Origin of the sequence: Oceanivirga miroungae (assembly GCF_902505095.1) — a bacterium.
GTDB classification, from domain to species: Bacteria; Fusobacteriota; Fusobacteriia; order Fusobacteriales; family Leptotrichiaceae; genus Oceanivirga; species Oceanivirga miroungae.
The window spans coordinates 730,400-746,258 of sequence record NZ_CABWIB010000001.1 but is presented as its reverse complement, the minus strand read 5'-3'; the positions used below and the strand labels follow the sequence as shown (position 1 = coordinate 746,258).

20 protein-coding genes and 1 tRNA gene are annotated in these 15,859 nt (G+C 26.1%); all 21 read right to left on the bottom strand.

The window, feature by feature from the left end:
- Nucleotides 1–90 precede the first annotated feature (90 nt).
- Nucleotides 91–1,242, bottom strand: coding sequence for a lactaldehyde reductase (fucO, locus tag OMES3154_RS03690; protein ID WP_156683451.1), 1,152 nt, complete (start codon nucleotides 1,240–1,242; stop codon nucleotides 91–93).
- A gap of 81 nt (nucleotides 1,243–1,323) precedes the next feature.
- Nucleotides 1,324–4,821 carry a pyruvate:ferredoxin (flavodoxin) oxidoreductase gene (nifJ, locus tag OMES3154_RS03685; protein ID WP_156683450.1) on the bottom strand — a complete coding sequence of 1,166 codons (3,498 nt, stop codon included), beginning with the start codon at nucleotides 4,819–4,821 and terminating at the stop codon, nucleotides 1,324–1,326.
- 71 nt (nucleotides 4,822–4,892) lie between these two features.
- Complete coding sequence (locus OMES3154_RS03680) at nucleotides 4,893–5,894, bottom strand: type II secretion system F family protein (RefSeq protein WP_156683449.1); 1,002 nt, start codon at nucleotides 5,892–5,894, stop codon at nucleotides 4,893–4,895.
- 7 nt (nucleotides 5,895–5,901) lie between these two features.
- Entirely contained in the window at nucleotides 5,902–6,633 is a 732-nt protein-coding gene (locus OMES3154_RS03675) for a hypothetical protein (RefSeq protein ID WP_156683448.1), read from the bottom strand.
- Complete coding sequence (locus tag OMES3154_RS03670) at nucleotides 6,626–7,144, bottom strand: hypothetical protein (protein ID WP_156683447.1); 519 nt, start codon at nucleotides 7,142–7,144, stop codon at nucleotides 6,626–6,628. Before OMES3154_RS03670 ends, OMES3154_RS03675 begins: the two co-directional genes overlap by 8 nt.
- On the bottom strand, nucleotides 7,131–7,967 hold the full coding sequence (locus tag OMES3154_RS03665) for a hypothetical protein (RefSeq protein ID WP_231679260.1): 837 nt from the start codon (nucleotides 7,965–7,967) through the stop codon (nucleotides 7,131–7,133). The genes OMES3154_RS03670 and OMES3154_RS03665 overlap by 14 nt, the downstream gene beginning before the upstream one ends.
- A 16-nt stretch (nucleotides 7,968–7,983) precedes the next feature.
- Complete coding sequence (locus tag OMES3154_RS03660) at nucleotides 7,984–8,172, bottom strand: hypothetical protein (protein WP_156683445.1); 189 nt, start codon at nucleotides 8,170–8,172, stop codon at nucleotides 7,984–7,986.
- A complete protein-coding gene (locus OMES3154_RS03655; RefSeq protein ID WP_156683444.1) occupies nucleotides 8,169–8,567 on the bottom strand; it encodes a hypothetical protein in 399 nt (132 codons plus the stop codon). The genes OMES3154_RS03660 and OMES3154_RS03655 overlap by 4 nt, the downstream gene beginning before the upstream one ends.
- On the bottom strand, nucleotides 8,545–8,868 hold the full coding sequence (locus tag OMES3154_RS03650) for a hypothetical protein (RefSeq protein ID WP_156683443.1): 324 nt from the start codon (nucleotides 8,866–8,868) through the stop codon (nucleotides 8,545–8,547). Before OMES3154_RS03650 ends, OMES3154_RS03655 begins: the two co-directional genes overlap by 23 nt.
- A 17-nt stretch (nucleotides 8,869–8,885) precedes the next feature.
- Complete coding sequence (locus OMES3154_RS03645) at nucleotides 8,886–9,299, bottom strand: prepilin peptidase (RefSeq protein ID WP_197271488.1); 414 nt, start codon at nucleotides 9,297–9,299, stop codon at nucleotides 8,886–8,888.
- Entirely contained in the window at nucleotides 9,299–9,667 is a 369-nt protein-coding gene (locus OMES3154_RS03640; protein ID WP_156683441.1) for a prepilin-type N-terminal cleavage/methylation domain-containing protein, read from the bottom strand. The genes OMES3154_RS03645 and OMES3154_RS03640 overlap by 1 nt, the downstream gene beginning before the upstream one ends.
- Nucleotides 9,668–9,866: 199 nt before the next feature.
- Nucleotides 9,867–10,574: a 50S ribosomal protein L1 gene (gene rplA, locus OMES3154_RS03635; protein ID WP_156683440.1), complete on the bottom strand. Its 708-nt coding sequence runs from the start codon at nucleotides 10,572–10,574 to the stop codon at nucleotides 9,867–9,869.
- A gap of 50 nt (nucleotides 10,575–10,624) precedes the next feature.
- Nucleotides 10,625–11,050 (bottom strand): 50S ribosomal protein L11, encoded by a 426-nt coding sequence (rplK, locus tag OMES3154_RS03630; protein WP_156683439.1) that lies wholly within the window; start codon nucleotides 11,048–11,050, stop codon nucleotides 10,625–10,627.
- A 46-nt stretch (nucleotides 11,051–11,096) separates the two neighbouring features.
- Nucleotides 11,097–11,672: a transcription termination/antitermination protein NusG gene (nusG, locus tag OMES3154_RS03625; protein ID WP_156683438.1), complete on the bottom strand. Its 576-nt coding sequence runs from the start codon at nucleotides 11,670–11,672 to the stop codon at nucleotides 11,097–11,099.
- Nucleotides 11,673–11,879, bottom strand: coding sequence for a preprotein translocase subunit SecE (gene secE / locus OMES3154_RS03620; RefSeq protein ID WP_197271487.1), 207 nt, complete (start codon nucleotides 11,877–11,879; stop codon nucleotides 11,673–11,675).
- 23 nt (nucleotides 11,880–11,902) lie between these two features.
- Nucleotides 11,903–11,978 (bottom strand) — tRNA-Trp (locus tag OMES3154_RS03615).
- Nucleotides 11,979–11,984: 6 nt separating this feature from the next.
- Nucleotides 11,985–12,134: a 50S ribosomal protein L33 gene (gene rpmG / locus OMES3154_RS03610; protein WP_067142062.1), complete on the bottom strand. Its 150-nt coding sequence runs from the start codon at nucleotides 12,132–12,134 to the stop codon at nucleotides 11,985–11,987.
- A 119-nt stretch (nucleotides 12,135–12,253) separates the two neighbouring features.
- Nucleotides 12,254–13,375, bottom strand: coding sequence for a DNA polymerase III subunit beta (gene dnaN, locus OMES3154_RS03605; RefSeq protein ID WP_156683436.1), 1,122 nt, complete (start codon nucleotides 13,373–13,375; stop codon nucleotides 12,254–12,256).
- Nucleotides 13,376–13,386: 11 nt separating this feature from the next.
- On the bottom strand, nucleotides 13,387–14,226 hold the full coding sequence (locus tag OMES3154_RS03600; RefSeq protein ID WP_156683435.1) for a sigma-70 family RNA polymerase sigma factor: 840 nt from the start codon (nucleotides 14,224–14,226) through the stop codon (nucleotides 13,387–13,389).
- Between the two features lie 8 nt (nucleotides 14,227–14,234).
- Entirely contained in the window at nucleotides 14,235–15,227 is a 993-nt protein-coding gene (locus OMES3154_RS03595) for an NAD(P)H-dependent glycerol-3-phosphate dehydrogenase (protein WP_156683434.1), read from the bottom strand.
- A gap of 12 nt (nucleotides 15,228–15,239) precedes the next feature.
- Complete coding sequence (plsY, locus tag OMES3154_RS03590) at nucleotides 15,240–15,812, bottom strand: glycerol-3-phosphate 1-O-acyltransferase PlsY (protein ID WP_156683433.1); 573 nt, start codon at nucleotides 15,810–15,812, stop codon at nucleotides 15,240–15,242.
- Nucleotides 15,813–15,859 lie beyond the last annotated feature (47 nt).

The following is a 15,859-nucleotide window of genomic DNA, read 5'->3' as shown; positions in this document are numbered from 1 at the left end:
TAGGAAGGACTAATTGTCTTGGTTAATTAAATAGTACAATATTTATATTTTTTTGTCAAAAAAAGGTAGGCATGCTGCCTACCAAATCTACTATTTCATTAATTTTAAATATATTCCTTTTAAATCTTCTTTAGTTGTATCTTTTGGGTTTCCTCCACGACATACATCATCAAATGCAGATTGTGCTAAGAATTCTAATTCTTCTTCTGTTTTAATAAATTCTTTTAATGAAGGATCTATTTCTAAATCTTTTGTTAACTTAAATACTGCATCTACTGCTGCTTTTCTATATTCAGCTTGTGTCATATTATCAACGTCTTTAACACCGAATACACGAGCAATATCACGATATTTTTCACCAGTTTCGCTAGCATTAAATTCCATTATTGTTGGTAATAATCTTGCATTTGCTATTCCATGAGGCATATCATATAAAGCACCTAAACCGTGTGCTAATGAGTGAACTATTCCTAATCCAACATTTGAATAACCCATACCAGCTATATATTGAGCTAGTGCCATATTTTCTAATGCTTTTTTATCTCCATTTGCTGCTTTATATAGATTATTTGCAATAAGTTCTATACTTTTAATATGGAACATATCACTCATTTCCCATGCGCCTTTTGTAATGTATCCTTCGATTGCATGAGTTAAAGCATCCATACCTGTTGCTATCATTAATGATTTTGGCATAGTTTCCATCATTTGTGGATCTACTATAGCTACTACTGGAATATCATGTGGATCTACTGCAACAAATTTTCTTTTCTTTTCAACATCTGTTATTACATAGTTTATAGTTACTTCTGAAGCTGTTCCTGCTGTTGTTGCAACTGCAATTATTGGTACAGATTTATTTTTTGATGGTGTTAATCCTTCTAAACTTCTTATATCAGAAAATTCAGGATTATTTATTACAATAGCAATAGCTTTAGCTGTATCCATTGCACTTCCTCCACCAATTGTAATTATATAATCTGCATTAGATTTTTTGAAAAATTCAACCCCTGATTTAACATTTTCAATAGTTGGATTTTGCTTAACATCACTAAATACTTCATATTCTAATTTGTTTTCATCAAGTAAATCTGTTACTTTTGTAGAAACTTTAAACTTAATTAAATCAGCATCAGTAACAACTAAAGCTTTTTTATACCCCCTATTATTTACTTCTGTAATAATTTGATTGATAGCACCATAACCATGATAAGACGTCTCATTTAAGATCATTCTTTGCATTTGAAATCCCTTCTTTCCTTTTGTTATTTTTATAACTTATTATCTCATATCCAAAATAAATGTCAAGTGTTTTTTGATATTTTATTCACTATAGTCCATATTTGCTAACATTTGATAATATTTGAAGTTTTTTTGAGATTGAATCTTATTTTCATTTAATAATTCATCTGCTATTTCTGGATTTTCATTTTTAAGTCTTCTAAATCTATTTTCATTCATTAAAAATTCTTCGTATCTATCCCAATCAGGCTTTTTAAAGTCTAATTGCAATGGATTTTTATTTTTACTAAGTAGTGTCGGATTATATCTAAATAATTGCCAATAACCTACTTCTACTGCTAATTGTTCTTCACTTTGACTTTTTAGTCCTCCTACTATTCCATGTTCTATACATGGGCTATATGCAATAATTAAAGATGGTCCATCATATTCAACAGCTTCTTTTATAGCTCTCATTGTTTGGTTTTGATTTGCTCCCATAGCAATTTTTGCCACATACACATTTTGATATGTCATCATCTGAAGTGCTAAATCTTTTTTAGCAAGTCTTTTACCTTTTGCTGCAAATTTAGAAACTGCCCCCATACTTGTTGCTCTACTCATTTGACCACCAGTATTAGAATATACTTCTGTATCTAGTACAAGTATATTTACATTTTCACCCATAGATAATACTTGGTCAAGTCCACCAAAGCCTATATCGTAAGCAAAACCATCTCCACCAATTATGAAGACAACTCTTTTTTGTATATATGCTTTTAAGTCATATATATCATTTATTATTTTATTATTAGACTTTTCTTTTTCTATTAAACTTACTAAGTTATTCTTATTTTCATCACTTTCGTCTTCAAAGAAATTATTTATCGCATTTTTTATTTCATCAGATACTTTTTCAGATAATAATGCTTCTTTCATTAAATTATGAACTCTTGTTCTTAGTATTTTACTTCCTTCATGCATACCTAATCCGTACTCACTATTATCCTCAAATAAGCTTGAAGCCCAAGCTGGACCACTTCCACAAGCATTTGTTGTATAAGGTGTACTAGGGGCACTTGCTCCATAAATTGAAGAACATCCAGTTGCATTTGCAATTAACATTTTATCGCCATATAGCTGTGTAACTAATTTAATATATGGTGTTTCACCACAACCTGCACAAGCTCCACTAAATTCAAATAAAGGTTTTGCAAATTGACTTCCTTTAACTGTTGTTGTTGGCATTATATTATCTTTGTATGTTACATTTTCATAAACATATCTAGCATTTTTATCATCACCTCTTAAAAATGCTTCTTCAATTGGTTCCATAACTAAAGCTTTATTCTTAGCTGGACATATGTCAACACAAGCCGTGCATCCTGTACAGTCTTCCGGATCAACTTGAATTAAAAATCTAAGTCCTTCTGTGTTTCTTCCTACTGGTTTAATTGTAGCTAATTTATTTGGAGCGTTTTCTAATTCTTCTTCATTTAATAAAAATGGTCTTATAGTAGCATGCGGACATACAAAGGCACACTGATTACATTGTATACATTCTTCTGGTCTCCATTTAGGTACTTTAGTTGCAATAGATCTTTTTTCCTTTGCAGCTGACCCTGGTAAAAATGTACCATCTTCAAATCCCTTAAAAAACGAAACTGGTATATCATAACCTTCTAGTTTATCTACCTTATTTTGTATTTTCTCCATAAAAGTATTTAATTTCATTTCCTTAAAGAATGTTTCAATATTTCCCCATTCTTTTTTAACTTCTATTTCTTCTACCTTATTACCGAAGTCTATGGCTTTATAGTTTTTTTCTAATACCTCATTCCCTTTTTTGTAGTACACCTTATTTACATAATCAATCATTAGCTTTTTAGCTTCATCATAGTCTATTATTTTTGAAATATTAAAAAAAGCTGATTGCATTATAGTATTTATCTTTGTACCCATTTTAAGTTCATATGCTAGTTTTGTTGCATTTATTATATATAGCTTAACATTTTTTAAAGCTAAGCCTTTTTTAAATTCATCAGGTAATTTCTCTTCTATTTTATCTTTTGAATACATTGTATTTAATAAAAAGATTCCACCCTGTTTAATATTTTTTAATAAATCATACTTTAATATATATGAAAAGCTCGAGCAACTTACAATATCTGCATTTTTCACTATATATGGTCTATCTATTTTATCTTTTGATATTCTTAAATATGACCTAGTAAGTCCACCCTCTTTTTTAGAATCATAGGCAAAAAATCCTTGAGAATAAAAATTTGTAGATGAGTTTATAATCTTCACTGTATTTTTACTAGCACTTACTGTACCATCACTCCCAAGTCCATAAAAAATTGCTTCTAATCCCTCATTTTTCTTTATTTCATAATCATTTACAACAAGCGATTTATATGTTACGTCATCTATAATTCCTATTGTAAAATCGTCTTTCGGCTCTACTAAATCAAGGTTATCAAATACTGCTTTTATTTGACTAGGATCTGTATCTTTTGATGATAGCCCATATCTACCACCTACAATTAAAGGTTTTTTATCATAATTATTAAAGGCAGAAACAATATCTAAAAATAAAGGTTCTCTTGCTCCAGGTTCTTTTGTTCTATCTAAAACTGCTATTTTTTCAACAGTTTTAGGCATAACATCGAATAAGTATTTTGTAGAAAATGGTCTGTATAGATGGACTGTAATAAGACCTACTTTTTCACCTTTACTATTTAAATCATCTACTACTTCTTCTATTGTCTTAGTAACACTTCCCATTGCAATTATTATTTTTTTTGCATCTTTATCACCATAATACATAAATGGCGCATATTTTCTTCCTGTTATTTTATATATTTCATTCATATAGTCATTTACTATATCAGCTACATTTTCATAGAATATATTTTGTGATTCTCTTACTTGGAAATATATATCATCAGACTGACTTGTTCCACGAGTCACAGGACTTTCTGGATTTAAACTATTATCTCTAAATCTTTTTAGAGCTTTTTTATCTATTAATTTTTCCATTTCACTGTATTCAATAGGATCTACTTTTTGAAGTTCATGTGATGTTCTAAATCCATCAAAAAAATGTACAAAAGGTATTCTTGACTTTATAGTTGATAAATGAGCTACTGGTGCTATATCTAATATCTCTTGTACTGAACTACTTGCTAATATTGCATATCCAGTTGTTCTTACACTATATATATCTTGATGATCACAAAAAATAGAAAGTGCATGTGTTGATAAACTTCTTGATGCAACATGTATTACACCAGGTAGTAATTCTCCTGAAATTTTGAACATATTTGGTATCTTTAGCAATAAACCCTGAGATGCTGTATATGTTGTTGTTAATGCTCCTGTTTGTAATGCTCCATGTACTACACCAACTGCCCCTGCTTCTGATTGCATCTCAACAACTTTCACAGTTTCATTAAAAATATTTTTCTTTCCTTTTGAGGACCATTCGTCTATATATTCAGACATAGTTGATGATGGAGTAATCGGATAAATAGCTGCTAGCTCTGTAAATGCATAAGATACATACGCACAAGCTTCATTTCCGTCCATTGTTTTCATTTTTTCCTCCTAGTATGGCAATTAGTTATATTGCAAAAAGTTTTATATATTAAATTATAGCAAAATAAAGCTTATTTATCAATCATTACAAAACTTGAAATATCTAATAGTGGTATCATAATTGCTATAGTAATACCTCCGATGAATATTGCGACTATTATTATTAGAATTGGCTCAAATAGCTTTAAGTATAGATTTATCATGTTTTTAGTTTCATACTCATAAATGCTTGATATATTTAAAAATGCTTTTTTTATATTCCCTGTATTTTCCGATATTTTTATGTATGTTAAAAATAGCTCATCAAATATATGAGCCTTTTTAAATGAATAATATATACTCTCTCCTTTTTTTATTCCCCTAACTACTAATCTAAGCTTATTTTTCAAAAATATATTAGAGGGCATGCTTATTTCTAAAGCTTCTACTAAACTTAAGTTAGAATTTAATAGCATTGATATATTTTTGCTTAATCTAGTCATTTGAATTAAATTAACAATTTTAATTTTTAAAATAATTTCATCAAAAAATGAAGGGTATTTACTAATTAAAAATACAATAGAGATACTTATTATTATTAAAAATAGGGTGAAAATAATAAAGATATTAAATACATTATCAGATAAGAATATTATAAGTTTTGTCATATTTGGCAATTTTGCATTGGTATCTTTGTATATATCTGTAAATTTAGGTACTACTAAGATTAGCAAAATATTTATAATTATTATGCTTATAATTACTACTATTATAGGGTAAATTGTAAGACTTATTATTTTAGACTTAAATTCTTTTGTAAACTCATATTTTTCTTTAAGTATCATTAAAGCATTTTTTAAATCTCCAGTTCTTTCTGCAGTTTCAAAAAAACTTAAAAATTCCTTATTTTTAGAAATATACGAAAATGATTTTTCTATTGAATAACCTTTTTCAAGCATAAGTCTTGCTTTATTTACTTTCCTTTTATTTATATTCGATATTAATTCTAGTGCTTTTATAAGCTCAATATCTTCATTTATTAGACTATATAGTCTTATTACAAATTCATACCTTAATTTAAAATCATCTAACATACATCACCTAAATTATATTAACCTCTATCTCAATATATAAATCTCTTAACTTTTTCTTACTTGTCTTATATCTAAATGAGTAATTTTCATACGTCTTATTTTTACTAACAGATACCACCTTATTATTTTCAACATTTATTTTTGTTTTAATGTATTCTTTTTTATTATTAGAGCTTATAAATTCAATATCTAATGCTAATTCTACATAATCTTTTTTTATTTTTGCTTCTAATTTCATAGTAAGATTAGATATACTAACAATTGCTTTTTCACCATCTAATACAATTATTGATGGCATTAACTTTAACTTTATATCTCCACTTTCTTTATACTTTTTTAATTTTTGCATTCTATCTAGTTCAATGTGTTTAATTAAGGACTCTTTTTCTTTTTTATCCAAATTTACTAAAAGCCTTGTAATTAAATCATGTGATACATCTAACAAAGAAAGCTTTATAACTACTTGCTTTTTTAGAGTATCTAATTTATTTAAAATTAGTTTTAAATTATTTACATTCTTTTTAGGTCCTTGTAATATTAACTTATTCTCATATGAGCTAACTTTCAAATCATCAAATATTTTTATACTTTTTTTAATATCTTCTGCTTCCTTATTTTTTAGCTCGTATACGTATGTAATTATTTCATCCTCTTTATTAAATACCTTAATGAATTTATCCTCTTTTGAAAATACGACAAAGGAAAAAAAGATAAATAAAATTAGCTTAATTCTATTCATCATTATCACCTATATACGAAATATTTATTATGCTAGAATCATTTTTAGAAAACAGAGAAAAGCTACTAAAATCAATTATCTTATCAAAATTATCTAATGATAATATAAATCTTTCTATGTTATATAGACTAGATCTTAATTCTAAACTAATATCAAATAAGGCATACTTGCCATTACTAACTTTTAAAACACTTTTACTAATATTTATTACATCAACATCAAACTCTACTGCCTTTTTATATATCAAGTTTAATATCTCATTTTTACTATATCTATTCTTATCTAATATTTTTTCTTCTTCTTTCGTCAGGCTATACTTCTTATCTTTACCTATCTGTTTTTTCTTTACTTTTAACTTTTCTACTCTATATTCAAATTCTCTTATTTTATCTTCTATACTTTTTATCTCTAGTTCTTTTAAATAATAGTTATCATGTTTTTTAATATACAAAATCCCAATAGAGAATACTAATAATAGTAAGCAGAGTCCGATAATTTTATATCTTTTCATTTTTCTCCTTTAATGTATAACTAATATCAAAATATATGTATTTATCATATTTTAAAAGTTCATATATGGTATATTTTTTAAATTCTTCATCTAAGCTTTTCAAACTACTACATTCACCTTTTAATCTAATACTTTCATTATTTATATATATTTCAGTAAAATAGAAATAGTTTTTTGACATATTTAGCAATTTATCTACTTTTTCTTTTAAACTATATTTTTCTATACTATCATATATAAATATGAGTTCTTTTTTCTCCATTTCTTTTTCTATTTCTAAGTTATATATTTGATAATCTCTTTCTATTTTTCTCAAATTAAGCTCTTTATTTTTCTTTTCCATATCTAATTTACTTACATCATATATTTTATCTAATATTAGATACGATATGCTAAATAGTAGTATGAATAAAAGAATATAGTATTTAATATTTATATCATTTTTGTTTAAATTTTTTGCCCTTATTTTATCTAAGGCTAAAATATTTTCATACAGTATATTTGCATCAAAAACTCTCATACCAGATAGATCTATATTATCATCATCTGTAAAATTTAAACTTTTCTTATCTTTATCAGAAATAAAAAAATACTCTTCATTTTCTTTAACAATAACTTCCTTATACTCATTAAATACTATTTCATATAAGTTATATATTCCAGATATTTTAATATTAGCTACTTTTAAAACTTCTTTTAGTTTATCTATTATCAAAAGATCTTCTACTATTAAAACTGCCTTTGATATATCCAATTCATAAAGTATATCTTCTATCTCTTTGTATACATTAGATACCTTAAATTCCAATATTTTTTTATCCATATATACTAGTATCTTTTTATCTAAAATTAAAATCCTTATCAATTTCTATCTTATACTCCTTTAAAATTTGTTCTTTATCCCAAGTTTCTTTATTACTCAAGTTATTTTTTAAATATATGTTATAGTTTAATAAACTAAACGAAATTACTAGTAAAATAAAGTATATTATAACTACAATTATTAAACTAGTTCCTTTATTTTTCATCTTATTGACACCAGCTTATATATATCTCCGACTCTAATAACTAAAAGATTTTTATGTAGCTCTAATCTAATTTTTTTATTCTCTATCATTTTAAACTTATTTCCCCCTATATTTTTAACTACAAATACACTATTATCATCAAATATTATTGATATATCATCTAGTTCTAATCTATTAGCTATTAGTTTTTTAGTTTTTGAATTAGATATTTTCTCATTTATACTGTCTAGAACTCTTAGAGTATTTGTAATACTTCTACTATCTGATATTTTTAATCTTGATATATTAAAGCTATTTATATTTATATACAGTATGAATATAAATAGGAGTATAAATAAAAGGCTTAATAGGTGCTCTATTATCAAACTCCCCTTATTTTGGTATGTAGTAATCATAAATATCACCTACTTCTATTTTGTAAATATATCTTTTATCATCAGCATTAAAAAGTATATACATGTTAGTTTTGGTTATCTTTAAGATACTTGTATCTATATATTTAAAATACTTTTTATCAACTCTAAACTTATCTATATCTTTTACTGATTTAACATATTCAATTAAATTCTTTTTATCATTTTCTATCATTTGTTCTATTCTAAATTTTTTTTCAACTTCAAAATTTACTAATATATTTTTACTTAGATATGTTATTAAAATACTGATAAAAAAAAGACTAATTAGGCTTTCAATCAATAATTCCCCCTTATTTTTCATATATACATCACATAGATATATCCTAAATACATCCAAGGGATTAATGGTATATACTTTGTCTTTTTAAATACAATAATTGAGTATATAAAAGCAAATAGGTATGTTACAAGATAAAAAGTTATTAATTTTAAAATATCATCTGATGATATTAAAATAGCAAATATAATTATCATCTTAAAATCACCTAAGCCTACCAATTCTTTATTTAAATATGTCGAAACTATATACATGATATAAAAAGGGAGTACATAAATACTAAGTGATATATAGGATACAATGTAGTTATCATATAAAACTAATTTAATAATTGCTAATATAAATATTATCCTAATAATTTGTTCTTCTACTTCTTTGTAAAGTAGATCTTGTATAAGCAATATTATTAAAAATATATGCACTAAAATATTCATCATTTCACGCTAGGTCCGATAATTAAATTACTATAATAGTCTGGCTCAAATATCTTTGCATTTACATATTTGTCTTGTAAAAACATTTCCCCTTTTACATTTCCTATTTTAAATTCACCGTTTATATTTAGATTTATTTTAAGTGAATCTAGATTATCAAAGTTTTTTAATAAATCAGATACATTTGATATTTTATCTATATCTTCTAATAAGATATAGTTATTTAATTCTAAAACTGCTGCAATTACTTTAGTCTTATTTGCTTCATCTATATATCTGCTTATCTTTGGAACAGCTAGTGAAGATATTATCGCAATTATTGCCATTACAGCTATCATTTCTATTAAACTAAATGCCTTATTTTTCATAATTCCCCCTTTTTTTACATATTAGCATTAAAGAAAATTTTGTATAAGCGATATTTATTTAATATCTAATATATATATCATATTAACTAAATATATTTTTTGTAGAGTCTATTTTACTACTGATAAAAAAAATAATATATGTATGGTTAACTAAATAATTGGGTAAAAAAAAATGGCATATTGCCATTTTATATATTCTTTATTTAGTTACGAATGTTCCTGCTAATAAAGGATCGATTTTAATTCCAGGTCCCATAGTTAATGAGATTGCAACTGTTCTTAAATATTGTCCTTTTGCTGCAGCTGGTTTTAAGTTTATTATTTGTTTTAAAGCTGTTTTGAAGTTTTCTTCAATTGCTTCTTTTGTAAAGTTTACTTTACCTAATGGTAAATGTATTGATCCTAATTTATCAACTTTAAATGCAACTTTACCTTTTTTAAATTCTTCTACAGTTTTAGCTATATCAGTTGTAACTGTTCCTGATTTAGGGTTAGGCATTAATCCTTTAGTTCCTAATACTCTTCCTAATCTACCTAATTTAGGCATCATATCTGGAGTAGCTATAACTATATCGAATTCAAACCATCCTTGACCTATTTTAGCTATATATTCATCATCACCAGCATAATCAGCACCAGCATCTAATGCTTTTTGTATATTTTCACCAGATGTTATAGCTAATACTCTAACATTTTTACCTGTTCCATGTGGTAATATAACTGTACCTCTTACTTGTTGGTCAGCATGTCTAGGATCTACTCCTAATTTAACTGCTAATTCAACTGTTTCAACAAACTTAGCGCTTTTAGTATCGAATACTACTTCTAAAGCTTCTTCTGGTGTATATATCTTAGTTTTATCTACTTTTTGAGAAATTTCTTCGTATCTTTTCCCTCTTTTAGCCATTAATTTATCCTCCTCTGTGGTCATTGGTAAAAACCTTCCACTTAATAATCTTAGTCTTCTACTTTTATTCCCATACTTCTTGCAGTACCTGCAACTATGTTCATTGCAGTTTCAATTGAACTTGCATTTAAGTCTGGCATTTTAACTTCTGCTATTTCTTTTAATTGTGCTTTTGTAACTTTACCAGCTACTTCTTTTTTAGAGTTTGCAGCACCACTTTCAATTTTAGCAGCTTTTTTTAATAAATCTGATGCAGGTGGTGTTTTTAATACGAAAGTAAAACTTCTATCAGAATATACAGTAATTTCTACTGGTATAACGAATCCCATTTTATCTTGTGTTTGCGCATTAAACATTTTACAGAACTCAGGAATGTTAATCCCTTTTGGTCCTAATGCAGACCCTACTGGTGGAGCAGGTGTAGCTTTTCCAGCAGCAATTTGTAATTTAACTTTACCAGTTACTTCTTTTGCCATTTATTTTCCTCCTCTGTGGTAATTGAATTATTCTCCCACTAAATATTTAAATTTCTAAATTTTTTGCATTTATTTCGATTGGTAAATTTCTTCCTAATGTAGAAACCTCAACTTTTACATTTCCAGTTTTTCTATCAATTTCTAAAACTTTACCGTATTCTCCTTCAAATGCTCCTTCTTTAATTAAAACAGAATCTCCAACATTGAATTCAATATTTATATCTAATTTTTCATTAGACATCATTTTAAATACTCTTTCAACTTCTTCATTAGTCATAGGTATTTGATCTGAACCTACTCCTAAAAATCCTGTTACTCCATTTGTATTACGTATAATATACCAAGCTTCACTGTCCACTCTATATATTAAACCATTACCTTCAACAATTTCTTCTTCACAGTTCATTTCAACCATTACATAACTAGGGTATATTTTTCTTAGAACTTTAACTAGTTTCCCTCTTTTTTCTTCTTCTACTTCTTCTTCGGGAACTATTATTCTAAAAACTCTATCTCCTAATCCTAAAGATTCAACTCTTTTTTCTAAATCTAATTTAACCTTTTTTTCATACCCTGAATATGTGTGTATTAAAAACCATCTTTTTTCACGTTTACCTATCATTTATATCACCCTTCTTAGTATTTCTGATATTCTACTTAAAAGATAATTAAATGAAAAGTCAAAAGCTGTTACCATTACTGCTATGAATAATGTTATTAGTAATACTATAACAGTTACTTGGAAAACAGTGCTTTTACTTGCCCAAGTTACCTTTTTATATTCGTTTATAATATTAGTTAAAAGGCTTTTTTTCTCTTTGTCTTTCATTTTTTTCTCCATAATAATAAAAATGGCAGGCCAGGCAGGACTTGAACCCGCAACATTCGGTTTTGGAGACCGACGCTCTACCAATTGAACTACTAGCCTATTTTCTTACTTAACTTCTCTATAAAGAGTGTATTTCTTTAAAACTGGATTGAACTTTCTTAACTCTAATCTTTCTGGATGAGTTTTTTTGTTCTTTGTTGTTACATAATGTCTCAACTTAGTTTCTGTGCATTCTAAAATTACTTGTACTCTCATTTACATTCCTCCCAATCAAATTATTTGTATTGGTAATACAGATATTGACATGAATCGTCAACAAAGGTATATTAACACAATTTGACGATCCTTGTCAAGTTTTTTTACAACTGCCTTTTTTATATTTTTAAAGGCATTGTTAGATAAATATCATTATTATTTATATCTTCCTCTTTTATTAAAATTGCAGCTATTTCACTAGACATCTTAATTTCTAAGATTGTACTCTTTTTGATAGTATTTAGATAATCTAATATGAATTTTGTATTTAAATATATTTTTAGGTTTTCTACAGTATCTTTTGAGATTGATATTTTTTGTTCTACTTTTGCTGTATCATTAAATCCTATTATATCTAATTCTTTATCATTAAATATGAATTCTGCAACATCTTTTCTTTCTTTTTTATCTTTAACAAATAAATATACTAAATCTAATTTCTTTTTTAATGCTTCTGAATTTACTTTAACAATTTTATCAGATTTTACACTTTTTAAAATGCCATCATAGTCAGGGAATTGTAATTCTATTACCTTTGCAATTATTTCTATATCATCTATTTTAAATAAAAGCTTTGTTCCATCAGTTTGTAATAGTAAATTATCGTCTTTACTTTCCTTTAATACTTTTAAAACATTTTGAGCTGTTTTAAGTGGTAGACTAATACTTGCATTTTCATTAGATTCATTTTTTTCTAATTCTACTTCTCTATATATCAATCTAAATGAATCTGTTGATACTAATTTTAATAAATTATTTTCAATGTCCATTTTAATACAGTTTATTGTAAGTTTTGATACATCAGTTGATGCTGCAAAGCTTGTATTTTCAATACCTTCTGTAAATATTTTTTTATCAACTACATATTCACTACCATTTATCATTGAAAACTCTTGTGGATCATTATATTTAATTAAATTATAGCTTGCATTAGTACCTTTAGATTTTATTTCTATATTAGAACCTGTTTCTTCAATTAAAACTTCTTCATCTTCAATTTTTCTTAAAAGTTCTTCTATAAGTTTGTATTTTATAATTACATTACCTTCTTCTAAAATACTTGCATTACATTCACATTTAATAAATAAATTAAATCCAACACCTTTAAATACTAACTTACCATCAACACTTTGGATATATATTCCAGAATTTTGACCGTTAGCTTTATCATCTTCTATAGCATTTTCAACAATTCTAATAGCTCTTAGAAAATCACTTGTTTTTACCTTTATTCTAAGCATTTTTCCCCCTTTTAAAACAACATTTCAAAATCTTTTTCTTTTTTATTTTCAAACTCATTTTTTAATTTTTCAATAGCTTTTTTCTCTATTTGTCTTACTCTTTCTCTTGTAACATCTAGTTTTTCTCCAATTTCTTTTAGAGTATGTTGTTTATTATTATTTATCCCAAATCTTAAAACTAGTATTTCTCTTTCTCTTTCTGTTAGTATTGAATCAAATAGTCTATTCATTTCATCTAATTGTTCTTTTTTTATTATATTTTCTTCAATGTCATCATCTTCTCCTATAACATCTTCTAAAAATATATTATCTCCTATTACTTCATTATATGAAATAACATCCTGAAATTCATTCATTAAAATAACTACTTTACTTGTTTTTATATTCATTTCTCGTGCTATATATGTAACACTTGGACTCTCTCCGTATTCACCTATGTAATTATTTATAATTTTATTCATTTTAGCTAATTGTTCATGTTTATAACTAGGAATTCTAATATCTCTTCCTGTATTTATAATAGCTTTTTTTATTGACTGTCTTATCCACCAAACTGCATAGGTACTAAATCTTAGACCTTTTTCTAAATCAAATTTATCTATTGCTTTTAATAATCCAATATTTCCTTCACTTATTAAATCAATTAAACTAAGTCCATTTCCTAATGATTTTTTAGCAACTGATATAACAAGTCTTAGATTACTCATGACTAATTTATTTTTTGCTTCTTCATCATTATCATTTTTTATTTTTTCTATAAGTTCAAATTCTTCCTCTTTTGATAACAAATTATATTCTTTTAAATCTGTTAAATAAAGAGAAATTAAGTTTGTTTCATTCTTTTCTTGCATTAAAACTCCTAAAATTCAGATTTTAAATCTCTTGACATAAGTATTTTTGTAACTGTATTAACTGACTGATTATTGTATAAAATATTATATAGTTCTGTAAATATTGGAGCTCTTAAATTATTATCATCTATAATTTTTTTTAGAGCTTTTATAGTACTAACACCTTCTGATACCATTTTCATACTGCTTGTTATTTCATCTAATTTATAACCTCTACCTAGTTTTTCACCTACATATCTATTTCTACTATGTTTACTTGTACAAGTTACAATTAAATCTCCTAGACCACTAAGACCTGAAAAAGTTTCTTTAGATCCTCCAAAGAATTCTCCTATTATTACCATTTCATTAAAGCCTCTTGTCATAAGTGCTGCTTTTGTATTATCACCATATTCAAGTCCATCACAAATTCCTGCAGATATTGCTATACAGTTTTTTAAAGCTCCTGAGTACTCAGAACCTAATATATCAGTTCCTGTATATATTCTTAAAAACTCTGTGCTAAAACTTTCTTGTACAAACTTAGCAACTTTTTCATTATTAGATACTGCTAATATTGCTGATGGTTTATTTAATGCAATCTCCTCAGCGTGTGTTGGTCCTGTTAGTAAAACATAATTTTTTGTAATATCACCTAATAATTCATCCACTATTTGTGATATTGTTTTTAATGTCTTAATTTCTATCCCTTTTGCAACATTAACTATAATTTGATCTTTTTTAGTTAATTTCATGTTTTCAAGTATTGACCTTACAAACTGAGTCGGAGTTGTAAGTAAAACTATATCAACATCATTTACATAGTCGTTATAATCATCAATAATGTTTATATTCTCATCTAATTTAAATCCTTTTAAAAATACTTTATTTTCTCTATATTTTCTTAGATCTTCTCTATATTCTTTATTATGTTCGTATAAATAGATATTATAATTTTTTTTAGAAAGTACTACTGATAATGAAGTACCAAAACTTCCTCCACCGATTACTAATATTTTCATATTTCTCCTAACCTATATAAATTTATCTTCTTTTTTTGTTAATAAATTCTTAATATTTGATTTATGTCTATATACTATAAGTATCGCAATAAATAATGAAAAGTATATCATATTTAAACTACTGCCTAATGAATACGCTATAATTGGTAAGCTAATAGCCATTGACATTGAGGCTAATGCTACATATTTTGTTAACATAAAAATTAGTAAAAAAACTACTAAAGCTATTAAAATTCCTTTTGGAAATATTGCTAAAAATACTCCAATAGTAGTAGCTACAGCCTTTCCTCCTCTAAATTTTAAATAAATTGGAAATACGTGTCCTAATATTGCAAACAATCCAACTAATATTGCTAAATTAGGATCATATAGACTAGCTATATATGTCGGTATAAATCCTTTAGATACATCTAAAACTAAAGTTGCAAGCCCTATTTTATAGCCTAAAACTCTTGCAGCATTAGTTGAACCTACATTACCACTTCCCTCTTTTCTAACATCTTTTTTAACAAATATTAAGCCAAGTATTAAAGAAAATGGTATTGAGCCTACTAGATAGGCTAAAAATATAAATAAATATCTCATAAAATTACCTTCTTTCAAATCAAATTATATCACAAAATAAACTATTT

Coding starts and splice junctions, on each gene's coding strand:
- fucO (WP_156683451.1), bottom strand. CDS start 1,242: ATGCAAAGAATGATCTTAAATGAGACGTCTTATCATGGTTATGGTGCT.
- nifJ (WP_156683450.1), bottom strand. CDS start 4,821: ATGAAAACAATGGACGGAAATGAAGCTTGTGCGTATGTATCTTATGCA.
- OMES3154_RS03680 (WP_156683449.1), bottom strand. CDS start 5,894: ATGTTAGATGATTTTAAATTAAGGTATGAATTTGTAATAAGACTATAT.
- OMES3154_RS03675 (WP_156683448.1), bottom strand. CDS start 6,633: ATGAATAGAATTAAGCTAATTTTATTTATCTTTTTTTCCTTTGTCGTA.
- OMES3154_RS03670 (WP_156683447.1), bottom strand. CDS start 7,144: ATGAAAAGATATAAAATTATCGGACTCTGCTTACTATTATTAGTATTC.
- OMES3154_RS03665 (WP_231679260.1), bottom strand. CDS start 7,967: ATGGATAAAAAAATATTGGAATTTAAGGTATCTAATGTATACAAAGAG.
- OMES3154_RS03660 (WP_156683445.1), bottom strand. CDS start 8,172: ATGAAAAATAAAGGAACTAGTTTAATAATTGTAGTTATAATATACTTT.
- OMES3154_RS03655 (WP_156683444.1), bottom strand. CDS start 8,567: ATGATTACTACATACCAAAATAAGGGGAGTTTGATAATAGAGCACCTA.
- OMES3154_RS03645 (WP_197271488.1), bottom strand. CDS start 9,299: ATGAATATTTTAGTGCATATATTTTTAATAATATTGCTTATACAAGAT.
- OMES3154_RS03640 (WP_156683441.1), bottom strand. CDS start 9,667: ATGAAAAATAAGGCATTTAGTTTAATAGAAATGATAGCTGTAATGGCA.
- rplA (WP_156683440.1), bottom strand. CDS start 10,574: ATGGCTAAAAGAGGGAAAAGATACGAAGAAATTTCTCAAAAAGTAGAT.
- rplK (WP_156683439.1), bottom strand. CDS start 11,050: ATGGCAAAAGAAGTAACTGGTAAAGTTAAATTACAAATTGCTGCTGGA.
- nusG (WP_156683438.1), bottom strand. CDS start 11,672: ATGATAGGTAAACGTGAAAAAAGATGGTTTTTAATACACACATATTCA.
- secE (WP_197271487.1), bottom strand. CDS start 11,879: ATGAAAGACAAAGAGAAAAAAAGCCTTTTAACTAATATTATAAACGAA.
- rpmG (WP_067142062.1), bottom strand. CDS start 12,134: ATGAGAGTACAAGTAATTTTAGAATGCACAGAAACTAAGTTGAGACAT.
- dnaN (WP_156683436.1), bottom strand. CDS start 13,375: ATGCTTAGAATAAAGGTAAAAACAAGTGATTTTCTAAGAGCTATTAGA.
- OMES3154_RS03600 (WP_156683435.1), bottom strand. CDS start 14,226: ATGCAAGAAAAGAATGAAACAAACTTAATTTCTCTTTATTTAACAGAT.
- OMES3154_RS03595 (WP_156683434.1), bottom strand. CDS start 15,227: ATGAAAATATTAGTAATCGGTGGAGGAAGTTTTGGTACTTCATTATCA.
- plsY (WP_156683433.1), bottom strand. CDS start 15,812: ATGAGATATTTATTTATATTTTTAGCCTATCTAGTAGGCTCAATACCA.